The sequence below is a fragment of the Sinorhizobium sp. genome (assembly GCF_059070375.1).
The window spans coordinates 221,159-241,250 of sequence record NZ_JCACWC010000002.1; the positions used below are offsets into that span (position 1 = coordinate 221,159).

Consider the following 20,092-nt stretch of genomic DNA (forward strand, 5'->3'; position numbering starts at 1 on the left):
AAATTCATCCTAGGCGAGCCGGGTCGGCCAGACAGCCTGTGAATAAGGCTACCGAGGTGTCGGGGGCTGGCCCATCAGACGTAGACACCATACGCATTTTGATTATGTCCGCTTCGCAGGTGAGAACCGTCTAAGCTTGATTGCCACCTTGCCCGCGTCAACAACCGAACACAGACTATTTGGCGTGCGTCCCCGAACCGCGTTCCTGTGGAAAATCTGGACGCACATCGGCTGAGGGGGTGTTCCCACATGCATCATATGCGCCGCGACGAACTGGCAAGGATAACGCGCCTCAGGCCGCATAGACGTGCTTCTGGTCAGCAGCCACTCGCTCTGGCGGATCGCAGCGCAAGGATCGCCGTCGTACACGACTGGTGCCCAAATTTTCGCGGCGGTGAGCGTGTGCTTGCCCGCATATGCAAGCTGTTCCCAAATGCAGAGGTCTTTACCCTGTTCGACTTTCTGCCAAAGGACATCAAGGAGCAGTATTTTCACGATGTCGCGTTCCATCCCTCGGCCGCCAACCGACTGCCGATGGTGCAGAAATATTATCGCTCCCTTTTTTTTCTTTGCCCGTTTCTCATGGAGCAGTTCGATGTCACCGGCTATGATGCCGTCATCTCGTCCTCCGCCGCTTTCGCGCGCGGAGTTCTAACCCGGCCTGACCAACCACATTTATGCTACGTACACAGCCCCATTCGCTACGCGTGGGACGAACAGTTTTCCTATCTTGCGCAGGGCCGTCTTGGATTCGGCCCAAAGGGCCTGCTCTTCCGCTACATGCTGCATAATCTGAGGACCTGGGACACCCGAACCGCCCACGGGCCTGATCTCATGCTGGCCAATTCGAGCTATGTGCGCTCCCGTATCCAGCGGATCTACGGCCGGGAAGCTCAGGTCGTCTTTCCGCCGGTTGCCCTCGACGAACTTGAATTCATCGCCTGCAAAGACGACTACTACGTTACGGCTTCTTTTCTCGCGCCCTACAAACGCACGGACCTTGTCATACGGGCATTCAACGATATGCCCTCGAGGCGACTGGTCGTGGTAGGAGAGGGGCAACAGTCCCAGAGCCTGCGTGGCATGGCCAGATCCAACGTCAGCTTCACAGGTTATTTGCCACGGCAGGAATATGTGAGGACCGTCGCGATGGCCAAGGCGATGGTGTTTGCTGGATGCGAGGATTTTGGAATAGCTCTGGCGGAAGCACAAGCATGCGGTACGCCACTGATCGCTTTCAGCCGTGGCGGCGCGCGCGATATCGTGCAGCCGTTCGGCGAAGCCGAGCCTCCAACTGGTATTCTCTTTGGCAGCCAGGCGGTGGAGTCGCTCAAGGAGGCCATCCACGTTTTTGAGCAGAACCAGCCGGCGATCACACCGCAGGCGTGCCGATCGAATGCGGAGAGATTTTCCGAAGACCGCTTCGACCTGGGGGTCCTGAAGGCGCTTGCAGTGGCTCAGGCCGCCCACGTCAGGCGATAGATACGGCAACCGGCCCGCCGGATGGCTTAGACATTCCGTCCAAGACGGCCATTATTTCGAGATATCGGCCAGCCGACGCCTTCCACTGGAAATTTGACGCTCGCATCCTGCCAAGGCCGATCATTTCATCGCGCACGTCGGGCATGTTGCGCACCCGCATGAAACGGTCGAACCAAGCTTCGGCGTCGTCGGGAGAAGCGTAAAGAGCCGCGTCACCGCAGATTTCCGGCAAGCTGGCGCGATTGGAAACAATGACGGGGCAACCGGTGGCCATGGCTTCGAGCGGAGGCAGACCAAAGCCCTCTATGAAAGAGGGGAACGCAAGGCAAAGGCAGTCTTGGAGCAGCGCCGCCAGTTCCTCATCCGACAGTCTTCCCAGCCAAGTGACATTGCTGACCGACTCTTTCCTGCCGGCGGTCTTGAAAACGCGCGCGTCGGACATGCCTACCACCGCTATTCGTAGACCCACCGCGGCAAGCCTTTCGGCCATGCCGATGATCAGCCCGGTGTTCTTGTGAGGAATTGCGCTTCCCATGACGACAATCGTGTCCCGCCCCGCGACGGCCCGAGTTCTTTGGGAATGCCCCGGCTTCCACGAGGCTGCGTGCTCGTGCCCGTTTGGGATCACCATGATCTTGCCCGGTCCGCATATTCGATGACGAACGAGCTCGCCGGCAGAGTAGCGCGAGACCGTCGCGACCGCCGCGACTCTCCGCCCCAAAGCAGGTACTAAGGTGCGGTAAAGCAGCCGGAACGTGAGCGAATAGCTCTGTGGGTAGGTTCGCGTGTTGACATCATGGATGCACAGGATCTGCTTTCGGACGCTCAAGGGGCCGGTATTGCAGAAGCTGAGAAGTCCACCTCGAACGTGAGCTGCAAGCGCTGCCTGCTCCCAAAAGTGGCCGTGCATAGGAGCAATGGCAGTGGCGCGCGTGGAGATCGCTTTGAGGGAAGGGACCTTTGCCTCGTGAGGAACGAGCAATTCGATCTTGAGCTTGCTGGCGAGGAGGGGTTGCTCTACGAGTAGTTCGTCCAAGGCACGCACGATCTCGAAAGCGTATCGCTGAACGCCCGTAAGAGGCTGCGCCAGAAAGCGTCCGTTAATCGTCCACGAGCGTTCCATAGTCCGCCACCGCGCGCATTATACCGCGTCCGAGCCTACCGCAAACCATCGGATTTTTCTTCCCAGCCGCCGTCAGCTATTGGAGTGAGGACCGACGCTCGCTGGTTTGTCCTTGGCGCGGCCTAGGCGAGCCTCGTTCCGGCGAAAGGCTCAACACGTCACCACCCTTTTGATAGCGCTCTTACTCATTGGCGTTAGACTCGTTGTAGGTCGCAGGATGATGACCGCCGGGCATGCCACCTTTACCTCCAATGGGTTCGTTTCGATGGCGCGCATGTGGAGGTATTTTCCAAAAGGTTAGGTTAAGGCCAGAAGCCGACGGCATAACGCCTCCAAGCAGACGATAAATCGGCCCGAGCGACTGATGGGAAGTTAAACGACCGGCGCCCAAATTGTCATTGGATGCTCCATTGCGCGTTCGGTCAATGCCGTCCGGGGTGGAGTAGCAAGCATGACCGATGTCGGGGGCGCTCGCCCGGTCGACCAGCAGAGTACTCGTGCGAAATCGGCGCCACGGCATGGATGCGACGAAGGGGAACCGGCGCTCGCGGCTCCTATTCCGAATTCGCACCATGCCTGGACCATCAACGGGGACTTTCTCGCTTTGCGCCCGACCGGTGTGGCCCGCTATGCGCGTGAAGTGACTTTGGCGCTCGACGCGTTAATGACGGAACGTCATCCGATGACGCTTGGGCTCCAGTTTTCGATTGTGGCCCCTTGCGAACCGCCTGGAGACCTTCCCTTGAAGTCGATCCCGGTGCGTGTGGTGCCGGAATACAGTCGACCTCGGCTGCCGCAGCTCTGGGTGCAGGCGCAATTGCCTTTCTATGTAAGGGGCGGATTGCTGAGCTTCTGTAATCTCGCGCCAGTGGTTATTCGGCGCCAAATCGTGTGCATTCACGATCTACACACCAGGTTGATGCCGCAAAGCTACGGGCGAGGATTTCGCTTGGCGCACAGATTAATACTCCCAGCATTGGGCCGCAGAGCGTCGGCGATCACTACAGTATCGAGTTTCTCACGCGATCACATCGCCGGCTTTGGCGTGGCACCTTTCGAGAAAATCACTGTTACCTACAATGGAAGCGATCATGTAGCGCGCTGGGATGCGGCGCTGTCGTCGATCGATCTGGGGCAGCGGCCTTTTGTCTTCTGCCTTGGTCAGGGCCAGAAGTACAAGAATGTGGAACTTCTGTTGAAGCTTGCCCCAGCCTTGGATCGGCTGGGGCTGGATCTTTGTATGGCCGGAGATGTTGATGCCGCTTTGCTGAAACGATTGGTTTCGCAGCAGCCATCGAACCTCCGACTGCTGGGCCGCATCAGTGACAACGACCTGGCCAAAGCGCTCTCGCATGCATTGTGCTTCCTTTTCCCCTCCCGCATCGAAGGGTTTGGTTTGCCAGCCGTCGAAGCCATGGCACTTGGTTGCCCCCTTATTGCTTCGACTGCCCCCTGCCTTCCAGAGGTGTGTGGGGATGCCGCCCTCTACGCGGGCCCGGCAGATGCCGGATCATGGATTTCGGCTATCCGCCGACTTTGCAACGAAGACAGTTTACGTCGCCACTTGGCAGAAAAGGGCAGAGCGCGGGCGGCGACCTTTTCATGGCGCCGCATTGCTGAGGCGTATCTGCACCTGATCGCGGACATCGACTCATGCTAATCACATCCCGCGCGTGAACCCGCCGCAAGGTCTGCGTGACTCGCAGACTTCACCAGATCTGATGAGGGCCATTTCCCTTTGTTGGATTCTTTCCCGGGTCTCGCCTGCTCATTGGACCTCAGCCGCATCTATCCAGTTGGCGGCCAGGCCCCACATTGCAATCGCCTCAGACCCGGGCCCAAACACGGCGGCTTCACCTTGCGGTAGCGACGCAGAAATTTAACGAGCAAGCCGGACCGTACTGAGTACTTCGCAAAAGCGTGAGATTGCCTCGTCGCTCAGCCACAACTCAACATGCGAGACAAGACCTCAAAGGGGGGAGCACGGTACCGATTTCGCATTAGCTCGCATTAGCAATCTTACGTTGTGGCGCACTCCGTATATTATGCAAGTTTAAAGAAAGGGGGTGCCCCGCAAATGACAGTTGCGTCTGAAGCGTTTGCCCGGGCACTGGAAACCTCGATACTCCGGGTTGCGCTCAACGACAGCGATAAGTTTCACTTTGGGTCGCTCGGCTTCATTCCGAGGCGTTACGCCGCGCATGCCGTGATTACCCGACAGGGAGACGAGGAGGATCGCATCTTCGTCGTCCATTCCGGTTGGGGCTGCATCTGCACCAATTTGGCGAATGGCGAGCGGCAGATCCTCGATTTCCCGCTGAAAGGAGAGGTTGTAGTCTCTCGAGCCTTCGAGGGAGAAGGTTTGGAATCATTCACGGCACAGACCGAACTCATGCTATTCGAGGCGCCCGCCAAGGCGATCACGTCAGGCCTCGCCCATTCCACGAGCCTTGCCGCTGGCCTGCTCGGGGCGATCGCCCGCGAAAAAGCGATTCTGTCTCAGCACTTGACCAATCTAGGCCGAAGAAGTGCCTTGGTACGTACCGCTCATTTTCTCCTTGAGTTGGGGACGCGCCTAGAGAAGGCGGATGCTGCAAAAAGCCATGGGTTTGAATGCCCCCTAACTCAATATGATCTCGCGGCCGCACTCGGGGTAACCCCGATCCATGTTAACCGGATGCTGCGCGAATTGAGACAGAGGAGCTATTTGGATTTCCGACAAGGTTCCGTTCATTTACTGAACAAAGAAGGTTTAGAGCACTTTGCAGATTTCGATCCAGGCTACCTCCGTTTGCCCGGTGAGACATGAATTGCGAATGCGAGATCAAGATGCTTAAGATAACCCAAAATGGTTATATTGCGAGCGGCTTGTAAAATCGTATTAATCTGTAGAGTAGCCTGTAAGTGCTCCATTTAGGTTAGATTTTCATAAATATACGAAATAATGGCGCATATTAACTTATGTTAATGAACGACGACATTTTCGGGATTATTATCGCTTACTATTGGGGATTGGCGCTTTACCGGCGCCCTTTCAAAATTGACATTTTTTTGTAGCGGGTGACGTGAACCGTTCAGCGCCACCTCATCATTATTTGCGCCCGACTAATGTTGCGGTGGGGGTGTACCATGCATTCATTGACTCGAATTCACAAATATGGCGCGCTTGAAGTCCACAGGCTTAGCTCACCTCTTCCTAGCAAAGCAATTGGTGAAACGCATAACGACACGGCAGCGGGCTCGGCTCTGCTCCTGCTAGACAACCGAACGCTCGATAGGGAATGCCTGTCCCAGTGTCTCGTGCTGCATGGTATCGGCATGCAAGTCTTAGCCTATGGTTCAGTTGATGAATGGCGGAAGGACAAAGAACCTCATCCGCCCATCGCGGCAATCCTGTTGAATATCGGTGGTCGAAAGGCTGTCGATACCAGCAATTCGGCCGAAATCTCGGATCTGGTGAGGGAATTTGCCCCGACCCCCGTCGTGCTCCTATCCGACTGGGATGAACTGCCTCAAATCCTCAAGGCACTTGAGTGCGGGGTCAGGGGCTATATACCATCCTCGATCGGGTTTGAAGTCTGTGTGCAAGCCGTCAATCTGGCGCGAGCCGGCGGGATATTCGTCCCCGCCAGCAGTGTCCTGACCACACGAATGGACATGGTCGCTGGCGGGGAGGTGTCACGGCCTCTGGGGGGGATGTTCACACAGCGCCAGGAAGAAGTCATCCAAGCGCTCAGGCGCGGCAAGGCGAACAAGATCATTGCCTACGAGCTCAATCTGCGTGAGAGCACCGTAAAGGTCCACATCCGGAACATCATGAAAAAGCTGAAGGCTACGAACCGGACTGAGGTTGCTTACAAGCTCAGCGATATGTTCGTCGTCGAGGGGGGAGCACGGGACAAGCCGGGACTGCCGCAACCGCGATCCTGTTAATGGTTCCAACAATTGGCGGTGCGCGAGGCGGTGCAGATGAATTTCGCTCGTTTTGAATCGGCGTCGGCAAATGGGCGGGCCCAAGAACCCGGACCTGACAAATTTATCTATGAGACGAGCCCCCTGATACGGGCGACGGGGTTTCGGGAATACGATGCGCGGTGGTGGTTCGGGCGCTCCGATGGCGGGAAGGCGCCCGAACTTAACCTGATGGGCGTTCAGGCACTGGGCATGGGGCTCGGGACCTTCATCCAGCGCTCGGGCGCCGGTCCGGAGATCGTGACCGGGCACGACTTCCGTTCCTACTCGCTTAGCATCAAGCTGGCATTGGTTTGCGGGCTGATGGCCGCAGGCGCCCGGGTCAGGGACATCGGCCTGGCTTTGTCTCCGATGGCCTATTTCGCGCAGTTCGCACTCGAGGTGCCGTCGGTCGCGATGGTGACGGCCTCGCACAACGAGAACGGCTGGACCGGCGTTAAGATGGGCATGGCCCGGCCGCTGACCTTCGGGCCGCAAGAGATGGCGGAGTTGAGAAGGATCGTACTGGAAGCTGACTTCGACCTGAACGGCGGCGGAGCCTATGAGTTTGTTCCCGACTTCCGTCGGCGCTATATCGACGATCTGACCCGAGGCAGGCGCATTGGCCGGAAGCTAAAGGTCGTTGCCGCCTGCGGCAACGGCACGGCCGGCGCTTTTGCGCCTGATGTGCTGCAACGGATCGGCTGCGAGGTGATCCCGCTCGACTGCGAGCTGGATCATTCCTTCCCCCGCTATAATCCCAATCCCGAGGACCTGAAGATGCTCCATGCCATCCGGGACAAGGTCTTGGAGAGCGGCGCCGATGTCGGGCTGGGCTTCGACGGCGATGGCGATCGCTGCGGGGTGGTCGACAACGAGGGCAGCGAGATCTTCGCCGACAAGATCGGTGTGATGTTGGCACGCGATATTTCCGCTTTGAATCCTGGTTCGGTATTCGTGGTCGACGTCAAATCGACCGGGCTCTTCGCGAGCGATCCGGTGCTGAAGGCGAACGGTGCGCGCACCGACTACTGGAAGACCGGCCATTCCTACATTAAACGAAGGGTCGCTGAACTGGGTGCCATCGCGGGCTTCGAGAAGTCGGGGCACTTCTTCTTCAATCCGCCTCTCGGGCGCGGGTATGACGATGGGTTGATCACCGCGATGTCGATCTGTGAGATGCTCGACCGCAGTCCGAACAGAAGCATGGCCGAGATCTACCAGGCACTGCCGATGACCTGGAGTTCACCAACCATGTCGCCACCTTGCGCCGATGAGGTGAAGTATGCAGTGGTCGAACGGGTGGTGGAGCGGTTCCGGGCGATGCAGCGGGACAGAGTTCCTGTCGCAGGACATTTGATTGCCGATCTCGTCACCGTCAACGGCGTGCGCGTGGTGACCGAGGACGGCACCTGGGGCCTGGTGCGGGCATCCTCCAACAAGCCGGAGCTCGTCGTCGTGGTCGAAAGCCCGGTCTCGGAAGCACGCCGGCGCGCCATGTTCGAGGCGGTCGACTGCGTAATCAGGGAAAATCCGGAGGTCGGCGCGTACAACCAGACCTTCTAGCCAGAAGCGAGCAACGGAAGAGGGCGAAGTTATGCCGGAACGGATTTCCTGCTTCGTGATGAGCGGCGGCGTCGGCTCGCGGCTTTGGCCACTCTCACGCGAGGACAATCCGAAACAATTTCATGACCTTGCCGGCCACGGCTCAATGCTGGTCAACACCGTGCGGCGGCTGAAGGCCCGATCGGCTGGAGACACGCCAGTCCACGTGATCGCGTCGGAGCGCCATTCTGAGCGGGTGCGTGCCGACCTGGCCGGTATCGATTTGGCGGGTGGTCACGCGATCTTCGAGCCGGTTGGCCGAAATACGGCTGCCGCGGTCGCGGTGGCTGCACTCGAAACGATTGCCGCTCACGGCGACGGACTGGTCCTGGTTGTGCCCTCCGACCACGAGATTTCTACCGAGGAGCAGTTCTGGAATACTGTGGAAAAGGGCGTGCCGGCCGCCGAAGCCGGCAGACTTGTTGTCTTCGGCATCCCGCCCGACCGGCCGGAAACTGGGTACGGCTACATAGAGTCGGTTGGGAAGGGTAATGTTCGAGATGTCGCCCGCTTTGTTGAGAAGCCTGAACTGGAGATGGCGAAGGCCTATGTCGCATCCGGAACCTTTTTCTGGAACGCCGGCATTTTCCTGTTCCGCGCCGGCGCTATGCGCACGGCCTTCCGCAAGCATCAGGCGGCGATCTGGCAAAAGGCAGAGTGCGCCTTCGCGGCGGCAGCGACCGAGGTGTCGGGTACCTACCTTCCAATTGAGCAATATTCGACGATCCCCTCTGCCTCGATCGACTATGCGATCATGGAGCATGCGAGCGGCATCGCGATGGTGCCGGCGAGCTTCTGTTGGAGCGACCTCGGCTCCTGGCAGTCGTTGCTCGATATCAGCCCTACCGACGGGAACGGCAATGTGGTGATCGGCGACGTCGTCGCAATCGATTGCGAGCGCTCCTACCTGCGCAGCCAGGGTCGGCTGCTTTCGGTCATCGGCCTCCGAGACGTCGCGATCGTGTCCACGGCTGACGCCACCTTTGTGGCGCCGGTCGCCAAGAGCCAGGAGGTCAAGCGCATCGTCGAACAACTAGAAAAGAGCGGGCGTTTGGAGACGAAGTTCACCCCGGCTCACGGTCGCGTGCTGCAGCCCGGTGCCTGGCGTGAGCGGGTCGCTCACTGGCTGTTCGAAGAAACGCTGCCGCTGTGGTCTACGGCGGGTGTCGACGAGCGCAATGGCGGTTTCCACGAAGCCCTGAGTTTCGAGGCTGTACCTCTGATGAAGCCCAAGCGTATGCGCACTATGGCCCGTCAGGCCTACGCCTTTTCCGTGGCAAAGCTACGCGGCTGGGACGGCGATGCCGACCGGTTGATCGCGCATGGCATTGCATTCATGGAGAAAGGACGTACTCAACGCGGCGGTTGGGCGCGGGTGCTTCAGGAAGACGGCACGATTGCCGATGCGTGTGAGGATGCTTACGATCATGCCTGTGTCCTGTTGATGCTCGCTCACGCACACCAAGCCGGCAATCCAGACGCTCTGCGGCTAGGCCAGGAGACCTTCGCCTTTCTCGACGAGCACCTGGAGGACGACAAACTGACCGGTTTCCTGGAGACATCCGACGGTAACGAGCTGCGCCGGAGCAACCCGCATATGCATCTTCTCGAGGCATTCCTCGCCTGGTACGCAGCAACGGGCGAGCGGGGTTATCTGCGCCGGGCTGCCCGCATCATCGATCTGTTCCGCAGCCATTTCTTCGATACCGAAAGCTGGACGCTCGGCGAATATTTCGACGACGGCTGGACGCCGGCCCTCGGCGAAAAGGGCCAGTGGACGGAGCCCGGCCATCATTTCGAATGGGCCTCGCTTCTCGTCGAGTTTGCCGCAAAAACTAGGCAGACGGATCTGATTGCTTTTGCCCGCAAGCTTTACGCTTCCGCGATAGCAACTGGGCTCAATCGGTCGACAGGACTGGCTTACGGAGCGGTGTCGCGCGCCGCCCTCCCACTTGACCTCATCTCGCGTAGTTGGCCGCAGGCCGAGGCGATCAAGGCCGCGCTCGCGCTGGAAGGCACGGGTGGACCGGATCTCAAGCCGGAGATCGAGGCGCGTGTCGGCCGGCTGTTCCGGTGGCACATCGACCCGGCGCCGCTAGGGATGTGGATCGACCGCATCGACGAGAAGGGTAGGGCCGTTGCGACTGAAGTCCCAGCTTCCATATTCTATCACCTCGTGACCGCCCTCATGCAGTATCTCGATAAGACGGAACAAGCTGTCTATCCGTTGTCCTCATTTCCTCAAAGCATTGGTGCCGCAGAGCCTTCAGCCGCGCTTAAAAAGGAAACGGTGTGATGAAACCGAAGCGCCAACGACGTAGGTTCGCTACGGGCGTTCAACGGGTGGATGCTCTGTTGCTTTTCCTATCGAGCGACAAGGCATTTGTCGCCTCCCCGCGAAGATGGTGTCCCCATCACAAGGGGTATTTATGTCGTATAAACCTGCGCGCATATGCCCAGTTGATGCGGATGTGCCAGCCAAGATGGTTCTTGCAACCGGTGTGCTGGCCCGAGATTGTGCCATCCGTAGCCGGGAGACCACTGCTGGCTTCCCAAACCCACACCAATCCGTTCCAGGCCGAATCCAAGCACGAAAAGTCGGCGATGCCAGGCCGCTTCTGGTGCGCCAGATGCAAGGAAGCGCCAACGCTGTTCGACCCGTTGATGATAGGGGGTGGACGAGAAAGCCCGCCTAGATCTTAGCAGCCGCGACCTCATGCCGCTGCCAGTACATCCGTGGTCAACGGCACGAGGCCACCAGGGAGGTCTTCTAATCTGTGCGTTGATTGTGACGGTGACAAGTTGAACGCAGTACGCAATTGCGCGTAGCCAGCGTTCCGCGATCGGAGAACGGGAGGATGCCGCTAGCGACCACCTGATGACCACAGTCACCTTTTCGGAGAACCCCCGCAGCTCGAACCTCGGTGATGAAGCGCATTTCGCTTGCCCCAAAAGCTGTAAAGTTGGACGAGCTGCGGTCAGCGATACTGGTCACTTGGACCCACTTCGCGCTCGTTTGTATTGGCGTCGTCTTGCCGGGCATTGGACCGGCGATTCAAGATCAGATTGGCCGACTGCGGCGTGAGCCGCGCCGGTCGATGTTGCCCTAGTCAGTGCGCCGGAACACAGGCCGTTCCGTTAGGCTTTGACGCATCGTTTGAGGCAGTCACAGGCCGGCACGTGTTCGTCATCGTCGCTCGTGATCATCGTGGTGCGATCGAGGCTGATCGAGGGGGAGGGAGAGGCTCCAGCGCGGGATCGGCGCGCATTGAGTCCTCACCGACAGATCCTCAAGCCCGTAGAGCGGCCAGTTCCGGGCGGCGACGCCGCCGGAGGTAATGGCGTCAAAGCCGCGCCCGATCGCGCCTGATCGTTCGCCGGAGCAGGCGGCCAGTAACTTCTCCGGCAAGTTGCCGCTGACTGCCTTCCTGCTCTTGCGCTGGTGTGGCCGCGTGGTGGCGCCCAACGGCAAGCGGCAGGGCGGACCTGATGGATGGTGCACCGAAAGCGCCCGTGAGCTCGCGCCTACTCATAGTATCAGATAACAGCCATTACGTCTGCGGCTTTCTCTGATCGACGCCCAGCTTCAGTCTCTCAAATACCTCGGGACAGAACTCGAACTGCCTCGCAGTTCCGCGCCCCATTGAGTTCTTCACGATCGTCTCTGTAAGTATGCCGCGCTCAACGAGTGGATCAATCGATTCCGCCACGGCATTGCGCGTCAGCCCGGTGATTTTTACGATATTTGAAAGGGTTAGCTTTTCGTGGCTCTGGTGCATCATGTAGAGGACCGTCATCATTCCAAGCTGCTTCAGGCGCGATTGGGGCGTTTCCCCGTCGATCGGTTTGTCGAGGACTTCTTGCAGGGCGTAGGCCGCAAATAACTGACTCTGCCAATGTGCGTTGAGTGCTCTTGTCATCTTTTATACTATCAGATATATGATTGTAAAACGAGTCAGGAAGCCGCAGAGCCTTCTAGGTTCCGCATATGCTTGCGTCGGTGAAGGGTAGTGGTCATGGACAAGTCTCTCATGCAGGCAGTCATTGCTGCAGCCAGCTTAGCCTCATTCTATCTTGTTTTCGACGGTAAAGCGCGAGCGGATGAGTGGGGATGCCAGGTTATCCTGTGCCTTTCCAATCCCGGCGGACCGACGCAGTATGCAGAGTGCCGGCCTCCGATCGAGAAGCTCTGGCACGAGCTTGCAAAGGGACACTCCTTTCCGACCTGCAGCGGCGTTGGGTTCCAGGCCTCGCGCCCCAGATACGAGCCGTATTACTGCAACGATGGCTACCGCCTGACGACCCGGTATGGTGATCGCGGGCTCGAGGCGAGCTGCGTCTCGAACAGGCCACAGACTGTCCCAACTGATGAATGCTATTCCAATAATGATCGGATCACGTCGGCAACGTGGCGGCGGAGGGAGGGCCCCACCGAGTGCCGACGCTATGTGACGACGCGGCCGCACGTCCGCCCGCAGCCTCATTATATCGACCTGACCATCAACGGCGTCGGCAAACAAAGGGTGTGGTACTGAGTCATGCCTGTTGAGTTCCTCGATCTGGCGCAAACTTGCGCGCCTGTAATTGCGGCCGAGACAATTGCCGGTGTCGTCAGCCTTGAAAGCCGCTTCGAGCCATTCGCCATCCGGATCGACAGCGGCGCCCCGCTCTCGCGGCGGCCAACGAACAAGACGGAAGCGATCAACATCGCCACGTCGCTGGCGGCCGAGCGTCAGCACATTCATCTCGGTCTCGGCGGCATCGGCAGGGAGGAACTTGAGAAGCTGAAGCTCTCGATCTCCGACGCCTCCGACCCGTGCCTCAACCTTCAGGCCACCGCGACGCTGCTCGACGGATATTACCGGCTCGCAGGGAAGGCCGGCGCGGATCCGTACCAGGCCGAACAGGTGATGCTGCAATCCTACTACGGCCGCGACGATCCGTCCGTTGGCGCCATGGTCCAGTACGACGAGCAGGTCCGCGAAGAAGTGAAGCGGCTCGGCAAAACCGTTGCGACTCTCGTGATCGGAGATGACGGACAGCGGAGGGAGGTCACCGAAGCTAGCGCCGGCGATGTGGCGGTGGCGGAGGCGGACGACGTCCGGCCCGTCGATGAGACATCAGCGCCGTCCTGGGATGTTTTCAGGTCTCGACGGAGATCTTCCGTCCTTGTGTTTCAGAACAGTCAAATGGAGCAGAGTGAATGACCCTCAGTGCCCGTATCCGCCCGATCGCCGCCTCGACCCTGATGGCCGTCGCCACAGTGGCCACCCTGGTCGAACCGGCCTTCGCTCAAGCCGCCGGCATCGAGACCGTACTCCAGAACATCGTCGACATGCTGACCGGCAACATTGCCAAGCTGCTGGCTGTGATCGCGGTGATCGTGATCTGCATTGCCTGGATGTTCGGCTACATGGATTTGAGACGGGCAGGGTTCTGGATCATTGGCATCGGCGGGATCTTCGGCGCTACGGAACTCGTGAACACCATCGTAGGAAGCTGACGCCATGGCGACCCCGCGCCCGACGCTCGAGGAGGACACGCTGTTCATTGCCTGCACCCGGCCGGCGATGATTGCCGGCGTGACGATGGAAGCCATGGGCATGAACATCATGCTGACGACTGTTCTTTACATCGTCGCCGGCTCGATCGCCTACTTGGCTGTCGGCGTCGTCTTCCACCTGGTGTTCCGCGCACTCGTCAAACACGACCACAACATGTTTCGCATTTTATTGGCCTGGGTGGAGACACGCGGCCGGTACCGCAACAGCGCCTATTGGGCCGGCGCGACGCTTAGCCCCCTGAAGCTCGCCCGCAAATACGACGAAAGGGACCTCGGATTTGTCTAGCAATGCAACGCTCAGGACTCGCGAACTCGCTCCTGAGACCTTTATCCCCTATGTCCGCCATGTTGACGAGGCGACGATTGCACTCGATTCCCGGACCCTGATGGTCATGATCGCGCTCGAAGGCGTCTCGTTCGAGACGGCGGACGTTCTCGATTTGAACGCGCTTCATCGCGACCTCAACACGCTCTACCGGAACATCGCCGACGAGCGGCTTGCCTTGTGGACCCATCTCATTCGGCGCCGGGACAGCGACTATCCCGGGGGAACCTTCACGACTGCTTTTTCGGCCGCGCTCAACGACAAATATCGCGCGCGCATGGTGCGCGAGGATCTGTTCCGCAACGACCTTTATCTGACCATCCTCTGGTCTCCGGCTCGCGATCCCGCCGACAAGGCGACGAAGCTCTTGGCGCGCCTGCGTCGGGCCCATTGCGCGGGTGTCGAGCTGGACGAAGACGCTCTCAAGCAGCTGCGCGACAAGGTCGTCGATGCCACCGCCGCGTTGAAGCGCTTCGAACCCCGGATGCTCTCCGTCTACGAGCGCGATGGCCTGCTGTTTTCGGAGCCGAGCGAAGTGCTTCATCAGCTCGTCGGCGGCCGGCGCGAGCCGATCCCGCTGACAGAGGGGCGCATTGCGTCGGCGATCTACTCGGATCGTGTGATTGTCGGCCGCGAAACGATCGAAATCCGGCATGAGGCTGAAAGCCGCTATGCCGGCATGCTGAGTTTCAAGGAATATCCGGCCCGCACCAGGACGGGCATGCTCGATAGCGTGCTTACCAGCCCGTTCGAACTCATACTGGCGCAATCCTTCTCCTTTGTCTCGAAGCCGGACGCCCGCGTGATCATGGGCCGCAAGCAGAACCAGATGGTCAGCAGCGGCGACAAGGCGGCTTCGCAGATAGAGGAGCTCGATGGGGCGATAGACGATCTGGAGTCCAACCGGTTCGTGCTCGGCGAGCACCACCTGACGCTTTCCGTCTTTGCTCCCTCGGTTAAGGAACTGACCGATAATCTCGCTAAGGCGCGCGCCAGCATGACGAGTGGTGGCGCGGTCGTCGCGCGCGAGGACCTCGGTCTCGAGGCGGCCTGGTGGGCGCAACTACCTGGGAATTTCCGCTATCGGGCCCGGTCCGGCGCGATCACGTCGCGGAACTTCGCCGCTCTGTCGCCCTTCCACTCCTACCCGCTAGGCCAGAAGGACGGCAATGAGTGGGGGCCTGCTGTCGCCCTGCTCAAGACGGCGTCCGGGTCACCGTACTACTTCAATTTCCATTACGGCGATCTCGGCAACACCCTCGTCTGCGGACCATCCGGCGCCGGCAAGACCGTGCTCCTCAACTTCATGCTATCGCAACTCGAGAAGCATGATCCGCATGTGGTGTTCTTCGACAAAGACAGGGGAGGAGATCTCTACGTGCGCGCCGCCGGCGGCACCTATCTGCCCCTCAAGAATGGCATCCCGACCGGCTGCGCCCCTCTGAAGGCACTCGAACTGACGCCAGAGAACAAGGTGTTCCTGACGCGCTGGGTCGGCAAGCTTGTCGGTTCGGCAACGCGGGAACTGACCGTGACTGAACTCCGCGACATTGCGTCCGCCATCGACGGGCTCGCCGACCTGCCGGTCGAGCGCCGGACGATCGGCGCGCTCAGGACCTTTCTCGGCAACACGAACCCGGAAGGTATTGCGGCAAGGCTGCGGCGGTGGGAGAGGGGAGGGCCGCTCGGCTGGGTCTTCGACAACGTCATGGAGGATATCGGTTTCGGCGAATTCGGCATCGGTGGCAAGTTCGTCGGCTACGACATGACCGACTTTCTCGACAACGAGGAAATCCGGACCCCGCTGATGGGCTACCTCTTCCATCGGGTCGAGCAACTGATCGACGGCCGCAGGATCATCATCGTTATCGATGAATTCTGGAAGGCACTCCAGGACGAAGGCTTCCGGGACCTCGCTCAGAACAAGCTGAAAACGATCCGCAAGCAGAACGGACTCATGCTTTTTGCCACTCAGAGTCCACGGGATGCGATCGTTTCACCGATTGCTCACACCATCATCGAGCAATGCCCGACCCAGATCTTCCTGCCGAACTCCCGCGGCAACCATGCCGATTATGTCGATGGCTTCAAGCTGACGGAGCGCGAATTCGAGCTGGTCGCGCGCGAGCTTTCGGTCGAGAGCCGAAGGTTCGTGTTGAAGCAGGGGCACAACAGTGTCGTCGCCGAGCTAGATCTCAAGGGCTTTGACGACGAGCTCGCCATCCTCTCCGGACGAACCGCCAACGTGGAACTTGCCGATGCAGTCCGTGCAGAGGTCGGCAAAGACGCCAAGGATTGGCTTCCGGTTTTCCAGCAGAGAAGGAGTGCGAGCTGATGGTTCCCTTTCGACTTAATCGTGCGGTGATTGCCTCTGCGCTCGTCTTCTCCGCCAGCGGTGCTGCAGGGCAGGGGATTCCGGTGATCGACCAGACGGCGGTCGCCAAGCACATCGAGACGATCGCTGAGCTCAAGTCGCAACTCGAATCGCTCAACCAGCAGATCGAGCAGGCACAACAGCTCTACGGTTCGCTCAACAAGCTAACCGGCATGGCAGATGTTGCCAGCGTCTTGAACGATCCGGCCATTCGCAAAGCGCTGCCGGCGGACTTCAGCACCATCGAGGGCCTGTTCAAGGGCAACAGTACGGGCGTATTCGGTGACTCGGCCTCAAAATTCTTCGAGCGCAATACGACTTATCGGGCTAACGCCGACGACTTCTACGCGCAGGAGCTTTCGCGCATCCAGAACAAGAATGCCGGGCAGATGAGCCTCGGGCAGCAGATCTACGACGCGGCGACCAAGCGCATCAATGGTATCGATGAGTTGCGCGAGAAAATATCGACCGCAAGTGACGCCAAGGATATCGCCGACCTGCAGGCTCGGCTGCAGGCCGAGCAGGCCTTTCTTCAGACCGATGTGTTGCGGATGGAAGGCTTGCGCATGGTGCAGCAGGCGCAGGCGCAGGTCGATGAACAGCGCAAGGCCGAGGACTGGCGCCAGCGCATGGACGCCATGGGAGCCGCACTGCAATGAGGCAGCACTTTCTTTCTGTCTTTCTCCTCGTTCTGGTCGCTTGCTCGAAGGAAGCCGAGCGCGTCTACACCGTCGGTGAACTGATTGCCGACAAAGCGCTGCTCGCCGACCTGATCGGCAAATGCCGCCACAATCCGGGTGAGTTGGGCAACACTCCGAATTGCCAAAACGCTGCGGCCGCAGATTTCAGGGCGCGCCTTGAACGAATGTAAGGAGCGCTCGGAGGTAAACCGTGTATCAAGTCTTCGCCTTTGTCGACGGGCAGTTCAAGGCACCGCTCGGGAACTTCATTGCCTCGGGCACGTCGAACATTGCCGAGTGGGTCACTGGCCCCCTGACGACGGCGGTCACCCTTTACGTGGTCCTCCATGGCTATCTCGTGCTGCGCGGATCCGTCCAGGAGCCGGTCCTCGATTTCGCTTTCCGCGCAATCAAGCTCGCCATCATCGTCATGCTGGTGAAGAACGCCAGCGAATACCAGACCTACGTCACCAACATCTTCTTTGACGTCCTTCCGCGCGAAATCTCCCAGGCGCTGAATACCGGGACGGAGCCGAGTGCTTCGACCTTTGACGGGCTGCTCGACAAGGGACAACAGTGCGCCAAAGAGATCTGGACGCGCGCCTCCTGGCCTATCGACATCGTCAGTGGCACCAGCGGCATGCTCGTGATCGGCGCAAGCTTCATTGTCGCCGCTGTCGGCTACGTCGTCTCGCTCTATGCCAGGCTTGCGCTTGCCATCGTCCTGGCGATCGGACCGATCTTCGTGGCACTCGCCATGTTCCAGTCGACGCGACGCTTTACCGAGGCCTGGATCGGGCAGCTTGCAAACTTCGTGATCCTGCAGGTCCTCGTCGTCTCCGTCGGCTCGCTGCTGATCACCTCGGTCGACACGACCTTTTCAGCGATCGATGCCTATAGCGATGTGTTGATGCGGCCGATCGCGCTTTGCGCCATCTGCCTCGCCGCCCTCTACGTCTTCTACCAGCTTCCCAACATCGCTTCGGCGCTTGCTGCCGGCGGGGCATCGTTGACCTACGGCTACGGTGCGGCACGCGACGCTCACGAAAGCACGCTCGCTTGGGCGACGTCCCATACCGTACGTGCGGCCGGACGGGGTGTCCGCGCCGTCGGTCGAACCTTCACCTCGAAAGGCTCCGGATCATGACGCTTTTCGCAGGAACAAGAAAAAGGGTCTGCAGGAATGATCAAAACACTTCCGCTGCTTTGCATGGCGGTCGCCTTAAGCGGCTGCGCATCGATGGCCTATCCGCTCTCGAAATGCGATGGCTATTCGCGCCGTCCTCTCAATCGCTCCATGTGGCAGTGGGAGGACAATGGCATCCTGAAACAAAAACAGTCGGATGCCCGACCGGTGGCGTCTCGGTCCGTCGCCACGGCCTATGCCGAGGCAAGTAAGGGGCCTCCGGCCTTCGCCCATCTCGGCGTCGGCGCATCCTATCGTCCTTGCCAGGGGTAGCGCGATGGTTCCGCGCGACGAACTCAAGACATACTTCGAAAAAGCGCGGCGCTTCGATCAGGAACGGATGATCCAAGTCGAACGCTCGGCCCGCGTTGCTTGGTCGATCGCCGCCGTTGCAGGCGTTCTTGCCGGCACATCCATCTTCGCCGTCGCCGGTCTCTCGCCGCTGAAGACGGTGGAACCGTTTGTCGTGCGGGTCGACAATTCGACGGGCATCGTCGATGTTGTCTCCGCGCTGACATCGACGGCCGACACCTATGATGAGGCCGTGACCAAATACTTCGCCGCGAAATACGTCCGAGCCCGCGAAGGTTATGTCTGGAGCGAGGCGGAAGAGAATTTCCGCACCGTCGCCCTGCTGTCGACGCAACCGGAGCAGGCGCGGTTTTCGGGACTCTATCGCGGCAGCAATCCCAAGTCGCCGCAGAACACCTATGGGCGTGGCGCCACCGCGCGTATCAGCATCGCCTCGATTTCGCTGATCAATCCGCATGTCGTATCCGTTCGCTACATGCGCACGGTCACCCGCGGAGAAGATGTCCGAGCAACCCATTGGGTTGCGACGCTCACCTTCTCCTATGCAAACGCGCCGATGTCGTCGACGGATCGGCTGGTGAATCCTCTCGGTTTTGCGGTCAGCGAATACCGGGCCGACCCGGAGACCATCAACTGATGCGGACCGCTGCAATTCTCACTCTTCTCTTGGCCGGCTCGGCTTCCACGGTGTTGGCTCTCGAAATCCCGCGCGGTGCGTCGCAGGACAGCCGCGTGCGCTTTGTCGATTACCAGCCCTACAACATCACCCGAATCATTGGGTCGCTACGGTCATCGGTGCAGGTCGAATTCGCGGCCGACGAGGAGATTGCCCACGTCGCGCTTGGCAACAGAATCGCCTGGGAGGTGGCGCCCGCCGGAAACATCCTGTTCCTCAAACCCCGCGAGAACCAGCCGGTCACCAATATCTCCGTGGTGACCACGCGACGGGACGGGTCGACCCGCAGCTACCAGATGGAACTGACGGTGCGCGATGGAAAAGTGGAGGTCGGCCAGAATACTTACTTCTACGTCAAATACCGGTATCCAGCAGACGAAGCCGAACGCCGGCGCCAGGCCGCGGCGGCGCGAGCGATCTCCGCGCAGGCGAAGATGGCCGACCATGTGCTGGCTACTCATGAGACCTATGGCCCACGAAACTGGCGCTACTCGGCGCAAGGCTCACAGGCGCTGGAGCCGCAATCGGTCTACGACAATGGCAAGGTCACGACCTTTGCCTTCGTCGGCAACCAGGAGATGCCTGCCATCTACATAGAGAACTCGGATGGCAGCGAAAGGCTCGTGCCCAAGTCCGTTGATGGCAATCTGGTCCTCGTCCACGCGATCAGCCGAAAGTTCCTCCTGCGCCGGGGAGGGGATGTGCTTTGCGTCTTCAACGAGGCCTACGACCCGGTCGGGATCAATTTTGACACCAACACAACCTCCCCGTTGGTCGAGCGTGTCGTACGCACGGATAATGGCGCACCGCAATAG

The 20,092-nt window shown here is 59.7% G+C and carries 19 protein-coding genes; 17 read left to right on the top strand and 2 right to left on the bottom strand.

Annotated features, from left to right (window positions below):
* The first annotated feature begins 249 nt into the window (after nucleotides 1–249).
* Nucleotides 250–1,482, top strand: coding sequence for a glycosyltransferase family 4 protein (locus tag AC5J09_RS05700; protein ID WP_324763904.1), 1,233 nt, complete (start codon nucleotides 250–252; stop codon nucleotides 1,480–1,482).
* Here the strand turns inward: AC5J09_RS05700 and AC5J09_RS05705 are convergent.
* Nucleotides 1,472–2,605, bottom strand: coding sequence for a glycosyltransferase family 4 protein (locus tag AC5J09_RS05705; protein WP_324763903.1), 1,134 nt, complete (start codon nucleotides 2,603–2,605; stop codon nucleotides 1,472–1,474). The two genes, AC5J09_RS05700 and AC5J09_RS05705, sit on opposite strands and share 11 nt — an antisense overlap.
* 451 nt (nucleotides 2,606–3,056) lie before the next feature.
* Between AC5J09_RS05705 and AC5J09_RS05710 the strand changes: the two genes are divergently transcribed.
* The 5 genes from AC5J09_RS05710 (at nucleotide 3,057) to AC5J09_RS05730 (ending at nucleotide 10,457) form a co-directional block, all read left to right on the top strand.
* Nucleotides 3,057–4,265, top strand: a complete 1,209-nt coding sequence (locus AC5J09_RS05710) for a glycosyltransferase family 4 protein (RefSeq protein ID WP_324763902.1) — start codon at nucleotides 3,057–3,059, stop codon at nucleotides 4,263–4,265.
* A gap of 417 nt (nucleotides 4,266–4,682) precedes the next feature.
* Nucleotides 4,683–5,414, top strand: a complete 732-nt coding sequence (locus tag AC5J09_RS05715) for a Crp/Fnr family transcriptional regulator (protein ID WP_324763901.1) — start codon at nucleotides 4,683–4,685, stop codon at nucleotides 5,412–5,414.
* A 299-nt stretch (nucleotides 5,415–5,713) separates the two neighbouring features.
* Nucleotides 5,714–6,538, top strand: a complete 825-nt coding sequence (locus AC5J09_RS05720; RefSeq protein ID WP_324763900.1) for a response regulator transcription factor — start codon at nucleotides 5,714–5,716, stop codon at nucleotides 6,536–6,538.
* 36 nt (nucleotides 6,539–6,574) lie between these two features.
* Nucleotides 6,575–8,122, top strand: coding sequence for a phosphomannomutase/phosphoglucomutase (locus tag AC5J09_RS05725; RefSeq protein ID WP_324763899.1), 1,548 nt, complete (start codon nucleotides 6,575–6,577; stop codon nucleotides 8,120–8,122).
* A 31-nt stretch (nucleotides 8,123–8,153) separates the two neighbouring features.
* A complete protein-coding gene (locus AC5J09_RS05730; RefSeq protein ID WP_494297167.1) occupies nucleotides 8,154–10,457 on the top strand; it encodes an AGE family epimerase/isomerase in 2,304 nt (767 codons plus the stop codon).
* A 1,255-nt stretch (nucleotides 10,458–11,712) separates the two neighbouring features.
* Here AC5J09_RS05730 and rctA read toward each other — a convergent pair.
* Complete coding sequence (gene rctA, locus AC5J09_RS05735) at nucleotides 11,713–12,081, bottom strand: conjugative transfer repressor RctA (protein WP_324763897.1); 369 nt, start codon at nucleotides 12,079–12,081, stop codon at nucleotides 11,713–11,715.
* Nucleotides 12,082–12,177: 96 nt separating this feature from the next.
* On the opposite strand from rctA, the gene AC5J09_RS05740 reads away from it, so the two are divergent.
* The 11 genes from AC5J09_RS05740 to virB9 are packed head-to-tail and all read left to right on the top strand — an operon-like array spanning nucleotide 12,178 to nucleotide 20,092.
* On the top strand, nucleotides 12,178–12,696 hold the full coding sequence (locus AC5J09_RS05740; RefSeq protein ID WP_324763896.1) for a hypothetical protein: 519 nt from the start codon (nucleotides 12,178–12,180) through the stop codon (nucleotides 12,694–12,696).
* Nucleotides 12,697–12,699: 3 nt separating this feature from the next.
* Nucleotides 12,700–13,368 (top strand): lysozyme family protein, encoded by a 669-nt coding sequence (locus AC5J09_RS05745; protein WP_324763895.1) that lies wholly within the window; start codon nucleotides 12,700–12,702, stop codon nucleotides 13,366–13,368.
* Complete coding sequence (locus tag AC5J09_RS05750; RefSeq protein WP_324763894.1) at nucleotides 13,365–13,664, top strand: TrbC/VirB2 family protein; 300 nt, start codon at nucleotides 13,365–13,367, stop codon at nucleotides 13,662–13,664. The genes AC5J09_RS05745 and AC5J09_RS05750 overlap by 4 nt, the downstream gene beginning before the upstream one ends.
* Nucleotides 13,665–13,668: 4 nt before the next feature.
* Entirely contained in the window at nucleotides 13,669–14,010 is a 342-nt protein-coding gene (locus AC5J09_RS05755) for a VirB3 family type IV secretion system protein (RefSeq protein ID WP_324763893.1), read from the top strand.
* Complete coding sequence (locus tag AC5J09_RS05760; protein WP_494297169.1) at nucleotides 14,003–16,384, top strand: VirB4 family type IV secretion/conjugal transfer ATPase; 2,382 nt, start codon at nucleotides 14,003–14,005, stop codon at nucleotides 16,382–16,384. The genes AC5J09_RS05755 and AC5J09_RS05760 overlap by 8 nt, the downstream gene beginning before the upstream one ends.
* The gene (gene virB5, locus AC5J09_RS05765; RefSeq protein WP_324764634.1) at nucleotides 16,384–17,082 is read left to right on the top strand and encodes a P-type DNA transfer protein VirB5; all 699 of its coding nucleotides are present in this window, start codon (nucleotides 16,384–16,386) and stop codon (nucleotides 17,080–17,082) included. Before AC5J09_RS05760 ends, virB5 begins: the two co-directional genes overlap by 1 nt.
* Complete coding sequence (locus AC5J09_RS05770) at nucleotides 17,079–17,294, top strand: EexN family lipoprotein (RefSeq protein WP_324763891.1); 216 nt, start codon at nucleotides 17,079–17,081, stop codon at nucleotides 17,292–17,294. Before virB5 ends, AC5J09_RS05770 begins: the two co-directional genes overlap by 4 nt.
* A gap of 20 nt (nucleotides 17,295–17,314) precedes the next feature.
* Nucleotides 17,315–18,250 carry a TrbL/VirB6 family protein gene (locus AC5J09_RS05775; protein ID WP_324763890.1) on the top strand — a complete coding sequence of 312 codons (936 nt, stop codon included), beginning with the start codon at nucleotides 17,315–17,317 and terminating at the stop codon, nucleotides 18,248–18,250.
* A 36-nt stretch (nucleotides 18,251–18,286) separates the two neighbouring features.
* The gene (locus tag AC5J09_RS05780) at nucleotides 18,287–18,562 is read left to right on the top strand and encodes a hypothetical protein (protein ID WP_324763889.1); all 276 of its coding nucleotides are present in this window, start codon (nucleotides 18,287–18,289) and stop codon (nucleotides 18,560–18,562) included.
* Nucleotides 18,563–18,566: 4 nt separating this feature from the next.
* The gene (locus AC5J09_RS05785) at nucleotides 18,567–19,238 is read left to right on the top strand and encodes a VirB8 family type IV secretion system protein (RefSeq protein ID WP_324763888.1); all 672 of its coding nucleotides are present in this window, start codon (nucleotides 18,567–18,569) and stop codon (nucleotides 19,236–19,238) included.
* Entirely contained in the window at nucleotides 19,238–20,092 is an 855-nt protein-coding gene (gene virB9, locus AC5J09_RS05790) for a P-type conjugative transfer protein VirB9 (protein ID WP_324763887.1), read from the top strand. Before AC5J09_RS05785 ends, virB9 begins: the two co-directional genes overlap by 1 nt.